Origin of the sequence: Verrucosispora sp. NA02020 (assembly GCF_013364215.1) — a bacterium.
Taxonomy (GTDB): Bacteria; Actinomycetota; Actinomycetes; order Mycobacteriales; family Micromonosporaceae; genus Micromonospora.
Genome location: NZ_CP054923.1, coordinates 2,278,734 through 2,296,122, shown reverse-complemented (window position 1 = coordinate 2,296,122; position 17,389 = coordinate 2,278,734). Strand labels below are relative to the sequence as shown.

The following is a 17,389-nucleotide window of genomic DNA, read 5'->3' as shown; positions in this document are numbered from 1 at the left end:
TCACCGGTCAGCCGTCCCGTCGGCCAGCAGGCGATCGTAGGTGTCGGTGAACCGGCGCAGGGCGGTCCGGCGGGAGAAGAGTCGCTCGCAGCGACGACGTGCGGCCTCCGCCATCGCCGGACCGGAGGTGTCCAGGATGTCCAGCAGCCGGGCCGCGACGGCGTCGCTCACCTCGTCGGCGGGTTCGAGGGGTACCAACCAGCCGGTCCGGCCGTCGGCGACGCACTCGCGCGCGCCGTGGGTGGCCGTGATCACCGTCGGCAGACCACACGCCATCGCCTCCACGGCGGAGAGGCCGAGTCCCTCCTCGTAGGAGGTCTGGAGGAAGACGGACGCGCCCTGGTACAACGCCACGAGTTCGTCGGCGGGGACGTCGGCCCGTACCTGGACCCGATCACCCAGTCCGGTCCCCGCGACGAGCGCCGCGACGCCCGGGGTGAGGCGCCCCCTGCCGGCGAGGACGAGCGGTGGCAGGTCCGGCCGACGTCGTAGGGCCTCGGTATAGGCCCGGACCATCCGGTCGAGCCCCTTGCGGGGATCGCCGAGCCGGCAGACCGAGAGCAGGTATCCGTCGGCACGCCAGCCGGACGGCGACGGGACGAACCGGGCGGTGTCCACGCCGGGGGGCGCGAGCAGCACGTTCGGCAGTCCGAGCGACTCCACCCAGTCGAAGATCACCTGGTTCTCCACCAGGACCGCGTCCGCCGCGCCGAGCGCCGACCGCTCGATCCGGGAGGTGAGCCGGGTCATCGCCGCGCGCCAGAGGTCCGCCGGACGCCAGGGCCGCAGTGGACGGTGGGCCCGTTCCCACGCGACGAGCGTCGCCATCTGCACCACGACCGGCGGACCGGCGGCGAGCACCGGAGCAGCCCAGGCGGGCGTACCGCAGACGACCTGGATGCAGTCGTATCCGGACAACGCGGCGGTCAGCTCCGACCGGGGCCGGTACCGCATGGCCTCCACCTCGACCGCGTTGGCGCCCCAGTACCGCTCGTGCGGCACCGTGTCGCATCGACGCAGCAGGCTGGCGCGCCGCCAGGACCGGGGTGCCAGCAACCGCCGGCTGGCGGTGTCCCGGACGGACGTCGCCAGGTCGTGCACGTCCACGGTGTACCGGCCGGAGGCGGTCAACCCCTCGTACAGCCAGTCGACCACCGAGCCCACCCCGCCGTTGCGGTGCAGTCCGTGCGTCACCAGGGCGACCCGTCGGCGCGGCGGCACGACGGGACGGCGTCCGTTCGCACCATGACCCGCCGGTTGCCGACCGGGCGGTGGAAACGTCGCCTCTCGAACGCGAACCTGGCCCGGCTCACCACTCATACGTCGGCCTCCGCGATATTCGTTCGGGGTCGAGACGGAATAGCCAAAATAGCATCGTGGTCGACGAATGCCAGACAGGCGACACCGCGAGGCGAATTCGCGAATGGTCGTCACATCGCGGGCAACAGAACTCGCATACGCAATTGACGGACGTGGGCCGGTAGGCCCGGTGCGACCGACCGGACTGTGGTGAGCTGAGCACATGGACGGAATCCGGCTCGGGCTGGTGCTCCATCCCACCCGGGACACCTCGCCCGTGGTGGACACCATCGCGGCCTGGGCCGTCCGGCACGACGCCACCCTGGCCGTACGCGTCGAGGACCGCCACCGGGTCCCCGACTCGGTCCAGGCGATGTCGGCGGCGGACCTCGTCGCCCGCTCCGACGTGCTGATCAGCATCGGCGGGGACGGCACCATGCTGGGCGCGCTCCGGATGGCCGTGAACGACCCCAAGCCGGTGCTCGGCGTGCACCTGGGCAAGGTCGGGTTCCTGGTCGAGGTGGAGCCGCCGGAGGTGCCGGCGGCACTGGACCGGCTGCTGACCCGGGACTACACCGTGGCGGGGCACAGTTGCCTGGCCTGCGACGTGTGCGGCGACGACGTGGTCGCGTTCAACGACATCGCGCTGATCCGCGCGCCCGGCCAGGGTTTCGTCACCGCCACCCTGGCCGTCGACGGGCGCCGCTACGGCTACTACCGCTGCGACGCGGTGGTGGTCAGCACGCCGGCCGGGTCGACGGCCTACAGCTATGCCGCAGGCGGGCCGTTGATCTCCCCGGCCACCCGGGCGGTCGTGGTGACCCCGAGCGCGCCGATGTCCGGCATCTCCCGTGCCGTGGTGCTCTCCCCCGACGAGAACGTGCGGCTGGAGCTGCGGCCCGGCTCCGGGCCGGTGGCGGTGGAGGTCGACGGGCTGCTGATCCGCGAGAGGTCGACCTCCGGCGCGGTCGACATCCGCTACCGGCACGACGCGGGCCTGGTGGTACGCCTCGACCCCGGTCGCTTCCAGGAGCGCAGCCAGCTCAAGCTGAGCCTGCTGGACCTGCCGCTGCTGCCCGAGCAACTGCGGGAGCTACTCCCCGAGGAACTGCGTCACCGCCTCGACCGCCGGATACCACCTCCGGAGTGAATTTGACGCCTCCGCATCAGGAGAATGTTTCCCGTTTCCCCGCACGCGACAATTCTTCGCGCTTCCGGAAATGAACGACCGGACAGATAAACGTGAAACAGGGAATCGCACGACCTTAATTCGACTAAGCAGTTAGGGGACGTACGTGGCTCCTGACCTGATGTGGGTCTCCACCGGCCACGGACAGGACAGGGGAGATCGTCATGCCACCCGAGATAACGCCGACGCCCCAGGACCGGACCAGAGTGAACCGACGCCGTACCGCCGTCTTCCTCGCCGCCGACGCCCTCGCCTGGGTCGGCGGCTTCACGGTGGCCGGTTGGGCCCGGTACGGACAGGTACTCACCGCCGACCATGCCGCCGACGTGATGCTGCTCGGTGCCGCCACCGCCGTGCTGCACGTCGGCATCAGCGCGCTACGGCGGATCTACTCCGGCCGGCAGCCGCTGGGCACCATCGAGGAGGTCCGCGGGCTCGCCGGCACGACCGCCACCACGTCGGCAGTGGTACTGCTCGCCCTGCTCGCCGTCGGCGACCGCCCGATTCCGGCCAGCATCCCGGTTGTCGGCGGCGCGCTGGCACTGCTGTTCATGCTCTGCTCGCGCCTGCTGCACCGGCATCGCCGGGACCGGGCGATGCGACCGGACGCCCGCTCGGCCACGCCGGTGCTCCTCTTCGGCCTCGGCGAGGCCGGTCAGGGGCTGGTCCGGGCCATGCTCGGCGACCCGAAGGGACGCTACCTGCCGGTCGGCGCGTTGGACGACGACCCGGAGCGGCGTGACCTGCGCATCGCCGGTGTCCCGGTGCTCGGCGGCCGGCAGCATCTCGCCGACGCGGTCCGCCGCACCGGCGCGACCACGCTGATCTTCTCGGTGGCGAACGCCGACGCCACGCTGATCCGGGAGATCCGGGAGATCACCCTCCGGACCGGCGCCGCTTTCAAGATCATTCCGCCGGTCCGGGAACTGGTGGACCACCGGATCAGGGTCAGCGACGTCCGCGACGTGCAGATCAGTGACCTGCTCGGCCGCCGCCAGGTGGTCGGCGACCTGACGCTCGACGACAACGGCCTGGCCGGCCGCCGCGTGCTGGTCACCGGCGCCGGGGGCTCGATCGGCGCGGAACTCTGCCGACAGATCATGCGTGCCAACCCGGGCGAGCTGATGATGCTCGACCGGGACGAGTCCGCGCTGCACAGCCTCCAGATGTCCCTCACCGGACGGGCGTTGCTCGACGGCCCCGAACTCATCCTCGCCGACCTCCGCGACGACGAGGGGATCCGGCGGATCATGCGGGACCGCCGCCCCGAGATCGTCTTCCACGCCGCCGCGCTGAAGCACCTGACCCTGCTGGAACGGCACCCCGGCGAGGCGATCAAGACCAACGTCTGGGGCACGCTCACCGTCCTCGACGCCTGCCGGGACGTCGCCCGCTTCGTCAACATCTCCACCGACAAGGCCGCCAACCCGATCAGCGTGCTCGGCTACTCCAAGCGCCTCACCGAGATGCTCACCGCCCACGCGGCGGCGACCCACCCGGGCACCTTCCTCAGCGTCCGGTTCGGCAACGTGCTCAGCAGCCGAGGCTCCGTGGTGACCGCCTTCCAGCGGCAGATCGAGGCGGGACAGCCGTTGACCGTCACGCACCCCGACGTGACGCGGTACCTGATGACCGTGCAGGAGGCGGTGCACCTGGTCCTCCAGGCGGCCAGCATCGGACGCGACGGAGAGGCGCTGGTGCTCGACATGGGCGAGCCGGTCCGCATCGACGACCTGGCACGCCGCATGGTCGCCCAGGCGGCCAGCCCGGTGCAGGTCGTCTACACCGGACTGCGCCCCGGCGAGAAGCTGCACGAGGACCTGCTGGGCCACGGCGAGACCGACCACCGGCCGCTGCACCCGCTGATCTCGCACGTGACGGTGCCGGCCCTCGACCCACTTGAGGTCAGTGCCCTCGACCCGTTCGGCGACCCGGGCCTGATCGTCGACCAACTCGCCGCGCTCTGCGGCGTCCTGCCGGGTACGGCCCGCGAACGCCAGCCGGGCATCCCGCTGGCCCGCTGAACGCGCCACCACCGTGCCGTCACCCACACCGGGTGACGGCACGCGGCGTACCCGCGGGGCCCTCAGGCGCCGGACAGCACCTCGGTGACCAGTTCCTGCGCCTCCTGCTGGACGCGGGCCAGGTGCTCGGGCCCCTGGAACGACTCGGCGTAGATCTTGTAGACGTCCTCGGTGCCCGACGGGCGGGCGGCGAACCAACCCGAGGCGGTCGTCACCTTGAGCCCGCCGATCGGCGCACCGTTGCCGGGTGCCGAGGTGAGCGTGGCGGTGATCGGCTCACCGGCCAGCTCGGTGGCGCGTACCCGCTCCGGGGAGAGCTTGCCGAGCACGGCTTTCTGCTCCCGGGTGGCCGGCGCGTCGATCCGGGCGTACGCGGGCGCACCGAACCGGTCGGCCAACTCGGCCCAGTGCTCGCTGGGCGTCCGGCCGGTGGTCGCGATGATCTCGGCGGCGAGCAGGCAGAGCAGGAGGCCGTCCTTGTCGGTGGTCCACGTACCGCCGTCGCGACGCAGGAACGAGGCGCCCGCGCTCTCCTCGCCACCGAAGCCCACCGCGCCGTCGAGCAGCCCGGGCACGAACCACTTGAAGCCGACCGGCACCTCCAGCAGTGGACGCCCGAGGTCGGCGGCGACCCGGTCGATCATCGAGGAGGAGACCAGCGTCTTGCCGACGGCGGCGTCCGGACCCCACTGCTCCCGGGTCCGGAACAGGTGGGCGATCGCCACCGCCAGGTAGTGGTTCGGGTTCATCAGTCCGGCGTCCGGCGTGACGATGCCGTGCCGGTCGGCGTCCGCGTCGTTGCCGGTGGCCACCTGGTAGTCGGCGCGCATCGCGATCAGCGAGGCCATCGCGTTCGGCGACGAGCAGTCCATCCGGATCTTGCCGTCGCCGTCCAGCGTCATGAACCGCCACGTCGGGTCCACGGTCGGGTTGACCACGGTCAACTCCAACCGGTGCCGCTGGGCGATCTCGCCCCAGTAGTCGACACTCGCCCCGCCGAGCGGGTCGGCACCGATCCGCACCCCGGCGTCGCGGATCGCGTCCAGGTCGATCACCGCCGGCAGGTCGTCCACGTACGCGCCGAGGAAGTCGTACGTGCCGGTGGTGTCGACGGCGCGGGCCCGCGCGTACGGGATGCGCCGCACCTCCTTGAGCCCGGCGGCGAGGATCGCGTTCGCGCGGTCCTGGATCCACCGGGTGACGTCGGAGTCCGCCGGACCGCCGTGGGTCGGGTTGTACTTGAACCCGCCGTCGCCCGGCGGATTGTGCGACGGGGTGATCACGATGCCGTCGGCGAGCCCGCTGGTGCGACCCCGGTTGTGGGTCAGGATGGCGTGCGAGACCGCCGGGGTCGGGGTGTAGCCGTCCCGGCTGTCCAGCAGCACGGTGACCTCGTTGGCGGCGAGCACCTCCAGGGCGTCCACGGTCGCCGGGGTGGAGAGCGCGTGGGTGTCCCGGCCCAGGAACAGCGGCCCGTCGACGCCCTGCTCCCGCCGGTAGTCACAGAGCGCCTGGGTGACCGCCAGGATGTGGTCGGAGTTGAACGCGTTGCGCAGGCTCGACCCACGGTGCCCCGAGGTGCCGAAGGAGACCTGCTGCGCCGGGTCGGCCGGGTCGGGATGCTCGGCGTAGTAGGCCGTCACCAGCCGCGGTACGTCGACCAGGTCGGCGGGCTGGGCCGGCTGACCGGCGCGCGGGTGACTGCTCACGGCTCCACCTTCTGTCCTTTGCCGATGACCACGATCCCGTTGTCCGAGACGGTGTACCGCTGCCGGTCCCGTTCCAGGTCCACGCCGATCTCCGCGCCCTCGGGCACGTAGACGTTCTTGTCGAGGATGGCCCGGCGCACCACCGCGTGCCGGCCGACCTCGACGCCCTCCATCAGCACCGCGCCGTCCACGTGTGCCCAGGAGTGCACCTTGACCTTCGGCGCGACGATCGAGTTCTCCACCAGCGAGCCGGAGATCACCGCGCCGGGCGACACCATCGAGGCGACCGCGCGACCGACCCGCTCACCCCACTGGTGCACGAACTTGGCCGGCGGGTACGGCGGCTGGTCGGTGTAGATCGGCCAGTCGAAGTTGTAGAGGTTGAACACCGGGTGGACGTTGATCAGGTCCATGTGGGCGTCGTAGAAGGAGTCGAGCGTCCCCACGTCGCGCCAGTAGCCCCGGTCCCGGTCGGTGCTGCCCGGCACCTCGTTGTCGCGGAAGTCGTAGACGTTGGCCTCGCCGCGCTCCACCAGCATCGGGATGATGCTGCCGCCCATGTCGTGCTTGCTGGTCTTGTCCTCGGCGTCGCGCTCCACCGCCTCGATCAGCGTGCGGGTGGTGAAGACGTAGTTGCCCATCGAGGCGTAGATCTCGTCGGGGGCGTCGGGCAGCCCGATCGCGTCGGTGGGCTTCTCCCGGAACGCCCGGATCCGCCGACCGTCCTCACCGACCTCGATGACGCCGAACTGGTCGGCGGTGTGCAGCGGCTGCCGGATGCCGGCCACCGTCACCCCGGCACCGGAGGCGATGTGGTCCTCCACCATCTGCCGGGGGTCCATCCGGTAGATGTGGTCGGCACCGAAGACGATCACGTAGTCGGGCTGCTCGTCGTAGATCAGGTTGAAGCTCTGATAGATCGCGTCGGCGGAACCGGCGAACCACCAGGGGCCCCGACGCTGCTGCGCGGGCACCGGCGTCACGTAGTTGCCGAGCAGCGTCGACATCCGCCAGGTCTTGGTGATGTGCCGGTCGAGGGAATGGGACTTGTACTGGGTCAGCACGACGATCTTCAGATAGCCGGCGTTGGCCAGGTTGGAGAGGACGAAGTCGACCATGCGGTACATCCCGCCGAACGGGACGGCCGGCTTGGCCCGGTCCGTGGTCAGCGGCATCAGGCGCTTGCCCTCTCCGCCGGCCAGGACGATCGCGAGCACCTTGGCAGCCATGACCAGACGCTATCCATCCCCGTGCCGCTTCACCACTCGTACGGGCACACTTCTGCACTAGGGTGCCGGGCATGACCGACTCCGCCCACCTTCGCGTCGACCTGCTCACCCGCGAGTACCCGCCCGAGGTGTACGGCGGCGCCGGGGTCCACGTCGAGTACCTGGCCCGGGAACTGCGCCGGATCGCCGAGGTCCGGGTGCACTGCTTCGGCGCGCCGCGCACCGAGCCGGGAGTCCGGGCGTACGCGGACCCGCCGGCCCTCGCCGGGACGAACGCCGCGCTGCGGACCATGGGCGTGGACCTGGAGATGGCCGCCGGGTGTGCCGGCGCGGACGTGGTGCACAGCCACACCTGGTACGCCAACCTGGCCGGACACACCGCGAAGCTGTTGTACGGGGTGCCGCACGTGGTGACCGCGCACAGCCTGGAGCCGCTGCGACCGTGGAAGGCCGACCAGCTCGGCGGCGGCTACGCGCTCTCCTCCTGGTGCGAGCGCACCGCCTACGAGGCGGCCGACGCGGTCGTGGCGGTCAGCGCCGGCATGCGCCGGGACGTGCTGGCCGCGTACCCGTCGGTGGACCCGGACCGGGTCAAGGTGATCTACAACGGCATCGACACCGCGCAGTACGCCCCCGACCCCGGCACCGACGTGCTGGCGCGACTCGGCATCGACCCCGCGCTGCCCAGCGTGGTCTACGTCGGGCGCATCACCCACCAGAAGGGCCTGCCGCACCTGCTGCGCGCCGCCCGCGAACTGCCGCCGGAGACGCAGCTCGTGCTGCTGGCCGGCGCTCCGGACACGCCGGAGATCGCCGCCGAGGTGGAGGGCCTGGTCGCCGAGCTGCGGTCCGGCCGCTCCGGGGTGGTCTGGGTGGCCGAGATGCTGCCCAAGTCCGAGGTGATCCAGGTGCTCACCCACGCCACCATCTTCGTCTGCCCGTCCGTGTACGAGCCGATGGGCATCGTCAACCTGGAGGCGATGGCCTGCGAGACCGCCGTCGTCGCCACCGCCACCGGCGGCATCCCCGAGGTGGTCGCCGACGGCGAGACCGGCCTGCTGGTCCCGATCGAGCAGGCCACCGACGGATCGGGCCGCCCGCTGGACCCGGCCCGCTTCGAGGCCGACCTTGCGGACCGGCTGAACACCTTGCTCGCCGCCCCGGAGCAGGCCGCCGCACTCGGGCGGGCCGGCCGACGGCGCGCGGTGGAGCACTTCTCGTGGGACGCGATCGCGCGCCAGACGCTGGAGCTGTACGGCTCGCTGCTGGGGTAAGGCTTTGATGTAAGGAAGGGCACCTTATTAACGCCTCGTGCATAGCAGGGGTCCCCTGCTAACACAGCTCACCCCGCACCCCCACCAGCTCACCCCGCACCGTCCGACACAGCTCACCCCGCACCGTCGCCACCGACGTGCAGGCTGGTGGCGAGGCGGGTGAGCGCGGCGGGAGCGGCGGCGGCGCGAGCCGTCACGGCGACCAGGGCGCGGGCGGACGGGCGGTCGCGTACCTCACCGGGAGCGGTCCGCTCGGCGTCCAACAACGCCCGCCCCGCCTGGAGCATGTCGCCACAGCGGGCGTGCGCGCGGGCCACGTCGAGCAGGTACGCCGCCCGATGCTCGGTCGGCAGCCACCGCCACCCGCTGCCCGCCGTCAGCCGAACGTGTCGGGCCGCCGCCACCCCGACGTCCCCGAGGTCGGCCGCGATCACCACCCGCGCCGCCTCCACCGCCGCCGTACCGTAGCCGTCCGGCAACTCGGGCACGATCGCCGCAGCCTGGTCGATCAGCTCGCGTGCGCTGCGGCCGTCGCCCCGCCCACCGGCGGCCAGACCCGCCTGGACCAGCAACGTCGTGCGCAGCGCCGCCGCGTCGCCGCCCCGATGCGCGATCCGTTGCGCGGCCACCACCGTGGCATCCATCGCGGACCGTCGCCGCCCGACCGCCCGCAGCGCCTGACTCAGCGGTACGGTCGCGACGGCGACCAGCAGCGCGTTCCCGGTCCCCAGGGCGACGGCCATCCCCCGGTCCGCCGCCAGCCACGCCGACTCCCGCTGGTCCAGCTTGATCAAAGCCAGAGCAATCAGCCCGTACGCGCCGACCAGCAACTCGTCGCCGGCCGGATCCGGACGGTCGACCCGTACCTGCCGGACCTCGTCGAGCAGGTCCGGTAGCAGCCTGAGCAGGGCCGGGTACCGGGCATGCCGATAGCTCTGCTCGGCATGGTCGAGCCGGGCCCGCACCTGTGCCACGTCGACGGGCCGGGACGACGCCGGAACGTGGTATCTGGCCAGGGCCGCCCGAACCCGCTCCACACCGGCGACTGCGGGGGCGGACCGCCCGGCCCGGTCCGGCAGCAGGGTCGCCAGGTCGATCCGCAGCGCCTCGGCCACCTCCCGCAGGTTCGACACCCGCTCCACCCGGCGCGCCCCACGCTCGATCTTGTCCACCCAGCTCTTGGACTTGCCGAGCCGGTCGGCGAACTGCTGCTGCGTCATGTTCCGCCGGACCCGCCACTGCGCGATCCGCCGCCCCACCGGCACCTCACTCACCGCCCCACACCCCCGCCGCCCGACCCCACCCCACCCACCGCGCCGATCATGGAGTTGCGGTTCGTCCAAAGGCCGCGTATAGCCACAAACCTGCTGCCACAACTCCATGATCGACGACTGAACACCGGACGCGGGATGTCGGGCGGGGGCTGGCGCATCCGTGCCTCCTTGCGAGTGGGAGGTGGGGCAGAACGAGCACGACGGGGAGGTGAAGGCAGGGCGGGGCGGCACCGGGGGGACCGCCCCGCCCTGGTCAAAGGCACTCCGTTGCTGACGAGAGAACCTCCGGCAACTTCAACTTAGAAGGCTATGCCGTCACAGTCAACAGAGCATGCACGGCGTGTCACTCGGAGTGCGAAGATCGAGGCGCTGACGAGAGGTGGCGCGCCCATGCCGCAAGCACCGCTTTACGAGCAGATCATCAACGATGTCTCGACCGCAGTCCGCGCGGGCACGCTCAAGCCCGGCGACAAGCTGCCGTCCATCGCCGAGCTGCGTGAGCAGTACGAGTCGAGCGCCTGGCCGGTCCGATACGCCTTGCGCATTCTTGAGGAACGGGGCTGGATCGTCACCCGTCAGGGCAAGGGCTCGTTCGTGGCGAGTCAACCGCCGATCTGATGCCGGATACTGCGCGGCCGTCGGCGGGGCAAGTGGGGCACGGTACGGCGGTCGAACGAGCGCGAGCCGATCTCGCACAGTAGGTTGAGGCGGTGAGCGGACGGTTCCCGATCGAAGACGTCTCCCCCGTCGTCTCCTGCGGTCGCTACCCGGCCCGAGCGGTCGTCGGCGAGGTGGTGCCGGTGTCGGCAGTCGCCTACCGCGAGGGGCACGACGCGCTCGGCTGCAACGTGGTCTGGCTGGGCCCGGACGGGCTGGCGCGACCGTTCACCCGGATGAGACCGGGTGAGCCGGGCCGGGACCGGTGGCACGCCACGATCGTCCCGGACGCCGTCGGCGAGTGGATGTTCACCGTCGAGGCGTTCAGCGACCCGTACCTGACCTGGCACAACGCGGTGACCAAGAAGATCGCCGCGGGCCAGGGGCCGACCGAGCTGGCAAACGACCTGGCCGAGGGCGTACGCGTGCTGCGGGCCGCCGCCGACCTGGTCCCGGCCGCCGAGGGGGCGGGCCTGGACGAGGCGGTCCGCGCGCTGCGCGACACCGCGCTGCCGCTGCCGCAGCGGGTGGCTCCGGCGCTGGCGCTGGCCGATCTGCTCTGGGCGCACCCGGTGCGCGAGCTGGTCACCACCGGCGAGGAGTACCGCATCTGGGTGGACCGTGAGCGGGCCCTCTTCTCCGCCTGGTACGAATTCTTCCCCCGCTCCGAGGGCGCGATCCCGGCCACCGTCGACGCGCCGGCCCGCTCCGGCACCTTCGCCACCGCCACGCAGCGGCTGCCGGGGGTCGCCGCGATGGGCTTCGACGTGCTCTATCTGCCGCCGATCCACCCGATCGGCCGGGTCAACCGCAAGGGCCCCAACAACACGCTGGTCGCCGGGCCGGACGACGTGGGTTCGCCGTGGGCCATCGGCGCCGCCGAGGGCGGGCACGACACCCTCCACCCCGATCTGGGTACGCCGGAGGACTTCCGCGCCTTCGTCGCCGCCGCCGCCGAACACGGCCTGGAGGTGGCGATGGACCTGGCGTTGCAGTGCGCCCCCGACCACCCCTGGGTCAGCGAGCACCCGGAGTGGTTCACCACCCGCGCCGACGGCAGCATCGCGTACGCGGAGAACCCGCCGAAGAAGTACCAGGACATCTATCCGGTGAACTTCGACAACGACCCGGAGGGCATCCGCGCCGAGGTGCTGCGGGTGGTGCGGCACTGGGTCGGCGAGGGCGTGAAGATCTTCCGGGTGGACAACCCGCACACCAAGCCGGTCGACTTCTGGCACTGGCTGATCGGCGAGGTCAAGCAGGTCGACCCGGACGTGTTGTTCCTCGCCGAGGCGTTCACCCGACCGGCGATGATGCACGGGCTGGCAAAGGTCGGCTTCACCCAGTCGTACACGTACTTCACCTGGCGGACCTCGGCGGCGCAGATGCGGGAGTACTGCGAGGAACTGGTGGCGGCGGCCGACTACATGCGGCCGAACTTCTGGCCGAACACGCCGGACATCCTGCACGCCTCGTTGCAGCACGGTGGACCGCCGATGTTCAAGATCCGGGCGGTGCTGGCCGCGCTGCTCTCCCCCTCCTGGGGCATGTACGCCGGGTTCGAGCTCTTCGAGCACGTCGCGCGCCCCGGCGCGGAGGAGTACATCGACAACGAGAAGTACGAGCTGCGCCCCCGCGACTGGGCCGGCGCGCTCGCGCAGGGGCGGTCGCTGGCGCCGTTCATCGCCACCCTGAACCAGGTCCGCCGGGAGAACCCGGCCCTGCACCGGCTGCGGAACCTGGTCTTCCACGACATCGACAACCCGGCGCTCCTCTGCTGGTCCAAGCACGACCCGACGACCGGCAACACGGTGCTGGTGGTCTGCTCGTTCGACTCGCACACCGTGCAGTGGGGCAACACCACGCTGGACATGCCGGCACTGGGCCTGGACTGGCACGACCGGTTCACTGTGCACGACGCGCTGACCGGCGCCACCTACGACTGGGGACAACGCAACGCGGTCCGCCTCGACCCGTACCTGCAACCCGCGCACGTGCTGGTGCTGCGCCGCCCCGACGCCACCGCACCCGACACGGCCGGCACCGCCACGGCCGCGCCCGGCACCACCGGCACTGCCACGGCCGCCGCTCCGATCGCCACCACCGTCCCCACCACTGCCGCCCGTCCCCGCAGCGGCACCGACTCCGCCACGAAGGACGACGCCCGATGGACCAGCTGATCTCCGGGGAGACCCACGACCCGCACGCCGTGCTCGGGGCCCACCCGGCGAACGGGCGCACGGTGGTCCGCACGATGCGTCGGGGCGCGGCCGATCCGTGTCTGCTGGTCGGGGAACGGCGGTACCCGATGACCCGGGTACACGACGTCGGCGTCTTCGAGGCGACCGTCCCCGGCGAGGTCCTCGACTACCGCATCGAGGTGGACGGGCAGCCGCACGACGACCCGTACCGCCATCCGCCGACCCTGGGCGAACTGGACCTGCACCTGATCGGCGAGGGCCGACACGAGCGGCTCTGGGAGGCGCTCGGCGCCCGGGTACGCGACGACGGCGTGGCGTTCGCGGTGTGGGCGCCGAACGCCCGGGGTGTCCGGGTGGTCGGCGACTTCACCGGCTGGGCACCGGACGACGGCTGGCCGATGCGGTCGCTGGGCTCCACCGGCGTGTGGGAGATCTTCGTGCCCGGGGTGTCGACCGGCGCCCGGTACAAGTACCGCGTCCTCGGCGCGGACGGGTACTGGCGGGACAAGGCCGACCCGCTCGCCGCGTACGCGGAGGTGCCGCCGGCCACCGCGTCGGTGGTGCATCGCTCGACGTACGAGTGGACGGATGCGGACTGGCTGGCCCGGCGGGCGAGGCAGCAGCCGCACCAGGAGCCGATGAGCGTGTACGAGGTGCACCTCGGCTCGTGGCGGCCGGGCCTCGGTTATCGGGAGTTGGCCGAGCAGTTGACCGCGTACGTGGTGGAGCTGGGCTTCACCCACGTGGAGTTCCTGCCAGTGATGGAGCACCCGTTCGGCGGTTCCTGGGGCTACCAGGTGACCGGCTACTTCGCGCCGACGTCGCGGTTCGGCGACCCGGACGACTTCCGCTACCTCGTGGACCGGCTGCACGCCGCCGGCATCGGGGTGATCCTGGACTGGGTGCCGGCGCACTTCCCCAAGGACGAGTGGGCGCTGGCCCGCTTCGACGGCACCCCGCTCTACGAGCACCCCGACCCGCGTCGCGGCGAGCACCCCGACTGGGGCACGTACGTCTTCGACTTCGGCCGCCGCGAGGTGCGCAACTTCCTGGTCGCCAACGCGCACTACTGGCTGGCGGAGTTCCACGTCGACGGGCTGCGGGTGGACGCGGTCGCCTCGATGCTCTACCTCGACTACTCCCGCGCCGACGGGCAGTGGGTGCCCAACCAGTACGGCGGCCGGGAGAACCTGGAGGCCATCGCGTTCATGCAGGAGACCAACGCGACGGTCTACAAGCACCACCCCGGCGTGGTGATGATCGCCGAGGAGTCCACCGCCTGGCCGGGGGTGACCCGCCCGACCAGCGACGGCGGGCTGGGCTTCGGCTTCAAGTGGAACATGGGCTGGATGCACGACACCCTGCTCTACACCTCGAAGGACCCGATCTACCGGCAGCACCACCACCATCAGCTCACCTTCTCCCTGGCGTACGCCTGGAGCGAGAACTATGTGCTGCCGATCAGCCACGACGAGGTGGTGCACGGCAAGGGCTCGCTGCTCGCCAAGATGCCCGGCGACCAGTGGCAGCGCCTGGCCAACGTGCGCGCACTGCTGGCGTACATGTGGGCGCACCCCGGCAAGCAGCTCCTCTTCATGGGCTGCGAGTTGGCCGACGAGCGGGAGTGGAGCGAGGAGCGCGGCCTCGACTGGTACCTCCTGCACGACCCGGCCCGGGCCGGCGTGCAACGCCTCGTCGGCGACCTCAACCGGGTCTACCGGGACACTCCCGCCCTGTGGGCGCAGGACACCTCGCCCGCCGGCTTCCGCTGGCTCGCCGGTGACGACGTCGCCAACAACACCGTCTCGTTCGTCCGGATCGCTCCCGACGGCGCGACCCTGGTCTGCGTCGCCAACTTCTCCGCCCGGCCCGTGGACGACTACCGGGTCGGTCTGCCTGCGGCGGGCGCCTGGGCCGAGGTGCTCAACACCGACGCCCACCACTACGGCGGCTCCGGTGTCGGCAACTTCGGCACCGTCTACGCCCAGGACATCCCCTGGCACGGGCTGCCCGCCTCGGTGGCACTGCGTGTCCCCCCGCTCGGCGCTCTCTGGCTCCGCCCGGCCTGACCCTGCTCGGGCCGCCGTGACGGTCGCGGCCGTGGCCGTCACGGCCGTAGCCGTTGTGGGGCATGGCCGTTGCGGGGCATGGCCGTCGTGCGGCATGGCCGTCGTGCGGCATGGCCGTCGTGCGGCATGGCCGTCGTGCGGCATGGCCGCGGTGCGGCATGGCCGCCGTCACGGCGTGGCCGTCGTGACACGTGGCCGTCGTCGAGGGCGTGGCCATCACGGCCTGCGGGCCTCGGCCCTGGATACCTCCTCGGCTCCTGTCGAGCTGAACCGTTCGCGCTATCGCGTCGCCAGGCACGACATGCCGCAGCCTGGTGGCCACCTTCCGCGATCCGTTCCTGCTCTCAGCTCGAAAGGGCCCAGACCTTATACAGGACCGGCCCGGACCCTGCTACACACAGTCAGACCCGACCCTGCTGCACACAGCCGGGCCCCGACCTTGCCACGCGCAGCCATGCCACGCGCGGGGGCAGGCCGTCGGGCGGTGGGCGGACGGCGGGCGGCGGGCGGTGGGCGGTGGGCGGTGGGCGGACGGCGGGCGGCGGGCGGGCGGCGCGGGACCCGCACCGCCTCATGTCTGCGTGACAGCTCGCTCACCAGGTCGGTAACAATCCGCCGGGCTCGCACGTAGATCACCGAGCGGTGAACCGTCGGCGCCCGCGCGCCCGTACCTCCGAGGTAGCTGACGACGAGGGGAAGAGAATCGATGGCGAGCAGTAGGCGTACCACCCGGAACAGTCGGCGCGGGACCTCACCGCGACAGCGCAAGATCGCGGGGGTCGTGGCGATCGGGGTGACCCTCGGCGTGGCCTTCGCGACGGCGACCGGGACCAGTTCGGCGAGCGAGAACTGCGAGGGTCTCGACACGGCCGTGGGCAGCAACCTCGCCTTCATCGCCGACCAGTTGGTCTTCCCCGACCCGCTGTCGGAGGCCCGGATCGCCAACCGTCAGGCCGTCCTCGACCAGCTCGAACAGCGGCGCGCGGCGGCCGGCTGCACCGGCGAGGTCGAGGTGCCGGACGCGGACCCGAACGCGGCGCTCAACGGCGGCGCGGCGGAGAACTGCGACGGCCTGGACACCGCCGTCCGTAACAACCTGACCTTCATCGCCGGTCAGCGGCAGAACCCGGATGCGCTGTCGGAGGCCCGGATCGCCAACCGGGAGGCCGTCATCGACCTGCTCGAAGACCGCCGACACCTGGCCGGCTGCACGGGCGAGGTGACGCTCACGCCCGGCGGCTGACGCCCGGCGGCTGGCATCCGGCAGGCTCGGGAGAAGCAGCACGGCCGCTCAGACGAGGCCGGCGCCGCGCAGCAGGGTCCAGAGGCCCGCGCCGTCGGGGGCGGAGAGCCACTTCTGCCCGATCGGCCCCTCGGTGGGGCTGTCGTGCGGGACGGGGAGGCTACCGGCCAGCACCGCCTGGGTGGGTGAGAGCCGCCGGATCGCCACGCCCGCCACGTTGTCCGGGTGGGCGGCGGCGAACTCGCGGTAGATCTCCGGGTCGTGCTGGCCGTCGTCGCCGACGAGCAGCCAGCGTACGTCGGGGAACTCCTTGGCCAGCCGGGCCAGGGTGGCGCGTTTGTGCTCCCGGCCGCTGCGGAACCAGCGGTCGTGGGTGGGGCCCCAGTCGGTCAGCAGCAGCGGCCCGGCCGGATAGAGGTGCCGGGAGAGGAAGCGGGTGAGCGTCGGGGCGACGTTCCACGCACCGGTGGAGAGGTAGAAGACCGGTCCGCCGGGGTGCGCGGTGACCAGGCGCTCGTAGAGCACGGCCATGCCGGGTACCGCCATCCGGGCGTGCTCGTCGAGCACGAAGGTGTTCCAGGCGGCGAGCAGCGGACGGGGCAGTGCGGTGACCATGACCGTGTCGTCGATGTCGGAGAGGACGCCGAAGCGGACCTCGGGATCGAGGATGCGGACCGGGGCCTCGACCGGCTCGGCGTCCGGGACGCTGAGGCGTACCGTTCCCCAGCCGGGTGGCAGGTTCGTCTCGACGACGGTGTCGACGAAGCCGCTGCGGTCGGCCCGCACCTCGTGGGTCACCCCACCGGTCTCGATCGTCACGGTGACGTGCTTGGCGGGCAGCGTGGTGAAGCTGCGCCAGCCCCGGACCTTCTCCAACCGGCCCCGCTGGCGGGTGTCCGGTCGCCCGAGCAGCACCCGGCACATCACCCGCGCCCAGCCGGGTGCGCCGTACCCGGTGTACGCGATGATGTTGATCCGCCAGCCCGTCCGACGGAGCCGACGCTCGACGACGGCGTGCACCGCGTCCTCGATCCGTGCGGCCCGGTGCAGGTTCGGAATGGCCAACTGGCCGGCGGGAGTGGGTGGCACGGGTGCAACCCTGCCACACGTCGGCGACCACGGCCACGCGAGAGCCGCCCCGGCACCCCGTCGGTCACCCCGCACGACCCACCCCGCCGGGCTGCGGCGAACCGGCCCGTAGCAGCGTCCGACCGTGCGAGA

General features: G+C 71.8%; 12 protein-coding genes. 7 read left to right on the top strand and 5 right to left on the bottom strand.

All coding sequences use genetic code 11. The features are described from left to right. Nucleotides 1-1,194 (bottom strand): glycosyltransferase, encoded by a 1,194-nt coding sequence (locus HUT12_RS10045; RefSeq protein ID WP_176093205.1) that lies wholly within the window; start codon nucleotides 1,192-1,194, stop codon nucleotides 1-3. A gap of 328 nt (nucleotides 1,195-1,522) precedes the next feature. Between HUT12_RS10045 and HUT12_RS10040 the strand changes: the two genes are divergently transcribed. Together HUT12_RS10040 and HUT12_RS10035 are read left to right on the top strand one after the other, a co-directional pair. Beyond that, nucleotides 1,523-2,449, top strand: a complete 927-nt coding sequence (locus HUT12_RS10040; RefSeq protein WP_176093204.1) for an NAD(+)/NADH kinase — start codon at nucleotides 1,523-1,525, stop codon at nucleotides 2,447-2,449. Between the two features lie 203 nt (nucleotides 2,450-2,652). Then, nucleotides 2,653-4,512: a polysaccharide biosynthesis protein gene (locus HUT12_RS10035; RefSeq protein ID WP_131054213.1), complete on the top strand. Its 1,860-nt coding sequence runs from the start codon at nucleotides 2,653-2,655 to the stop codon at nucleotides 4,510-4,512. Between the two features lie 62 nt (nucleotides 4,513-4,574). On the opposite strand, the gene pgm is transcribed toward HUT12_RS10035, so the two are convergent. Both pgm and glgC read right to left on the bottom strand, forming a co-directional pair. Continuing rightward, the gene (pgm, locus tag HUT12_RS10030; RefSeq protein WP_176093203.1) at nucleotides 4,575-6,221 is read right to left on the bottom strand and encodes a phosphoglucomutase (alpha-D-glucose-1,6-bisphosphate-dependent); all 1,647 of its coding nucleotides are present in this window, start codon (nucleotides 6,219-6,221) and stop codon (nucleotides 4,575-4,577) included. Continuing rightward, nucleotides 6,218-7,450 (bottom strand): glucose-1-phosphate adenylyltransferase, encoded by a 1,233-nt coding sequence (glgC, locus tag HUT12_RS10025; RefSeq protein WP_131054211.1) that lies wholly within the window; start codon nucleotides 7,448-7,450, stop codon nucleotides 6,218-6,220. The genes pgm and glgC overlap by 4 nt, the downstream gene beginning before the upstream one ends. A 71-nt stretch (nucleotides 7,451-7,521) precedes the next feature. On the opposite strand from glgC, the gene glgA reads away from it, so the two are divergent. Beyond that, nucleotides 7,522-8,724, top strand: a complete 1,203-nt coding sequence (gene glgA, locus HUT12_RS10020) for a glycogen synthase (RefSeq protein WP_176093202.1) — start codon at nucleotides 7,522-7,524, stop codon at nucleotides 8,722-8,724. 113 nt (nucleotides 8,725-8,837) lie between these two features. On the opposite strand, the gene HUT12_RS10015 is transcribed toward glgA, so the two are convergent. Next, the gene (locus tag HUT12_RS10015; protein ID WP_254876769.1) at nucleotides 8,838-9,998 is read right to left on the bottom strand and encodes a helix-turn-helix domain-containing protein; all 1,161 of its coding nucleotides are present in this window, start codon (nucleotides 9,996-9,998) and stop codon (nucleotides 8,838-8,840) included. A gap of 390 nt (nucleotides 9,999-10,388) precedes the next feature. Between HUT12_RS10015 and HUT12_RS10010 the strand changes: the two genes are divergently transcribed. From HUT12_RS10010 to HUT12_RS32585, 4 genes are all read left to right on the top strand, one after another. Beyond that, the gene (locus tag HUT12_RS10010) at nucleotides 10,389-10,616 is read left to right on the top strand and encodes a winged helix-turn-helix domain-containing protein (RefSeq protein WP_176093200.1); all 228 of its coding nucleotides are present in this window, start codon (nucleotides 10,389-10,391) and stop codon (nucleotides 10,614-10,616) included. Nucleotides 10,617-10,708: 92 nt separating this feature from the next. Continuing rightward, nucleotides 10,709-12,835 (top strand): alpha-1,4-glucan--maltose-1-phosphate maltosyltransferase, encoded by a 2,127-nt coding sequence (locus HUT12_RS10005; RefSeq protein ID WP_176093199.1) that lies wholly within the window; start codon nucleotides 10,709-10,711, stop codon nucleotides 12,833-12,835. Continuing rightward, nucleotides 12,823-14,925: a 1,4-alpha-glucan branching protein GlgB gene (gene glgB, locus HUT12_RS10000; RefSeq protein ID WP_176093198.1), complete on the top strand. Its 2,103-nt coding sequence runs from the start codon at nucleotides 12,823-12,825 to the stop codon at nucleotides 14,923-14,925. The genes HUT12_RS10005 and glgB overlap by 13 nt, the downstream gene beginning before the upstream one ends. A 706-nt stretch (nucleotides 14,926-15,631) precedes the next feature. Continuing rightward, the gene (locus HUT12_RS32585; protein WP_201272523.1) at nucleotides 15,632-16,168 is read left to right on the top strand and encodes a hypothetical protein; all 537 of its coding nucleotides are present in this window, start codon (nucleotides 15,632-15,634) and stop codon (nucleotides 16,166-16,168) included. A 48-nt stretch (nucleotides 16,169-16,216) separates the two neighbouring features. Here the strand turns inward: HUT12_RS32585 and HUT12_RS09990 are convergent, their stop codons facing one another. Next, nucleotides 16,217-17,257, bottom strand: a complete 1,041-nt coding sequence (locus HUT12_RS09990; protein ID WP_131057444.1) for an App1 family protein — start codon at nucleotides 17,255-17,257, stop codon at nucleotides 16,217-16,219. Between the last annotated feature and the right edge of the window lie 132 nt (nucleotides 17,258-17,389).

Excerpts from the sequence above, each read along its gene's own strand:
- HUT12_RS32585 (WP_201272523.1), top strand. The coding sequence starts at position 15,632 with ATGGCGAGCAGTAGGCGTACCACCCGGAACAGTCGGCGCGGGACCTCA.
- glgB (WP_176093198.1), top strand. The coding sequence starts at position 12,823 with ATGGACCAGCTGATCTCCGGGGAGACCCACGACCCGCACGCCGTGCTC.
- glgA (WP_176093202.1), top strand. The coding sequence starts at position 7,522 with ATGACCGACTCCGCCCACCTTCGCGTCGACCTGCTCACCCGCGAGTAC.
- glgC (WP_131054211.1), bottom strand. The coding sequence starts at position 7,450 with ATGGCTGCCAAGGTGCTCGCGATCGTCCTGGCCGGCGGAGAGGGCAAG.
- HUT12_RS10035 (WP_131054213.1), top strand. The coding sequence starts at position 2,653 with ATGCCACCCGAGATAACGCCGACGCCCCAGGACCGGACCAGAGTGAAC.
- HUT12_RS10010 (WP_176093200.1), top strand. The coding sequence starts at position 10,389 with ATGCCGCAAGCACCGCTTTACGAGCAGATCATCAACGATGTCTCGACC.
- HUT12_RS10040 (WP_176093204.1), top strand. The coding sequence starts at position 1,523 with ATGGACGGAATCCGGCTCGGGCTGGTGCTCCATCCCACCCGGGACACC.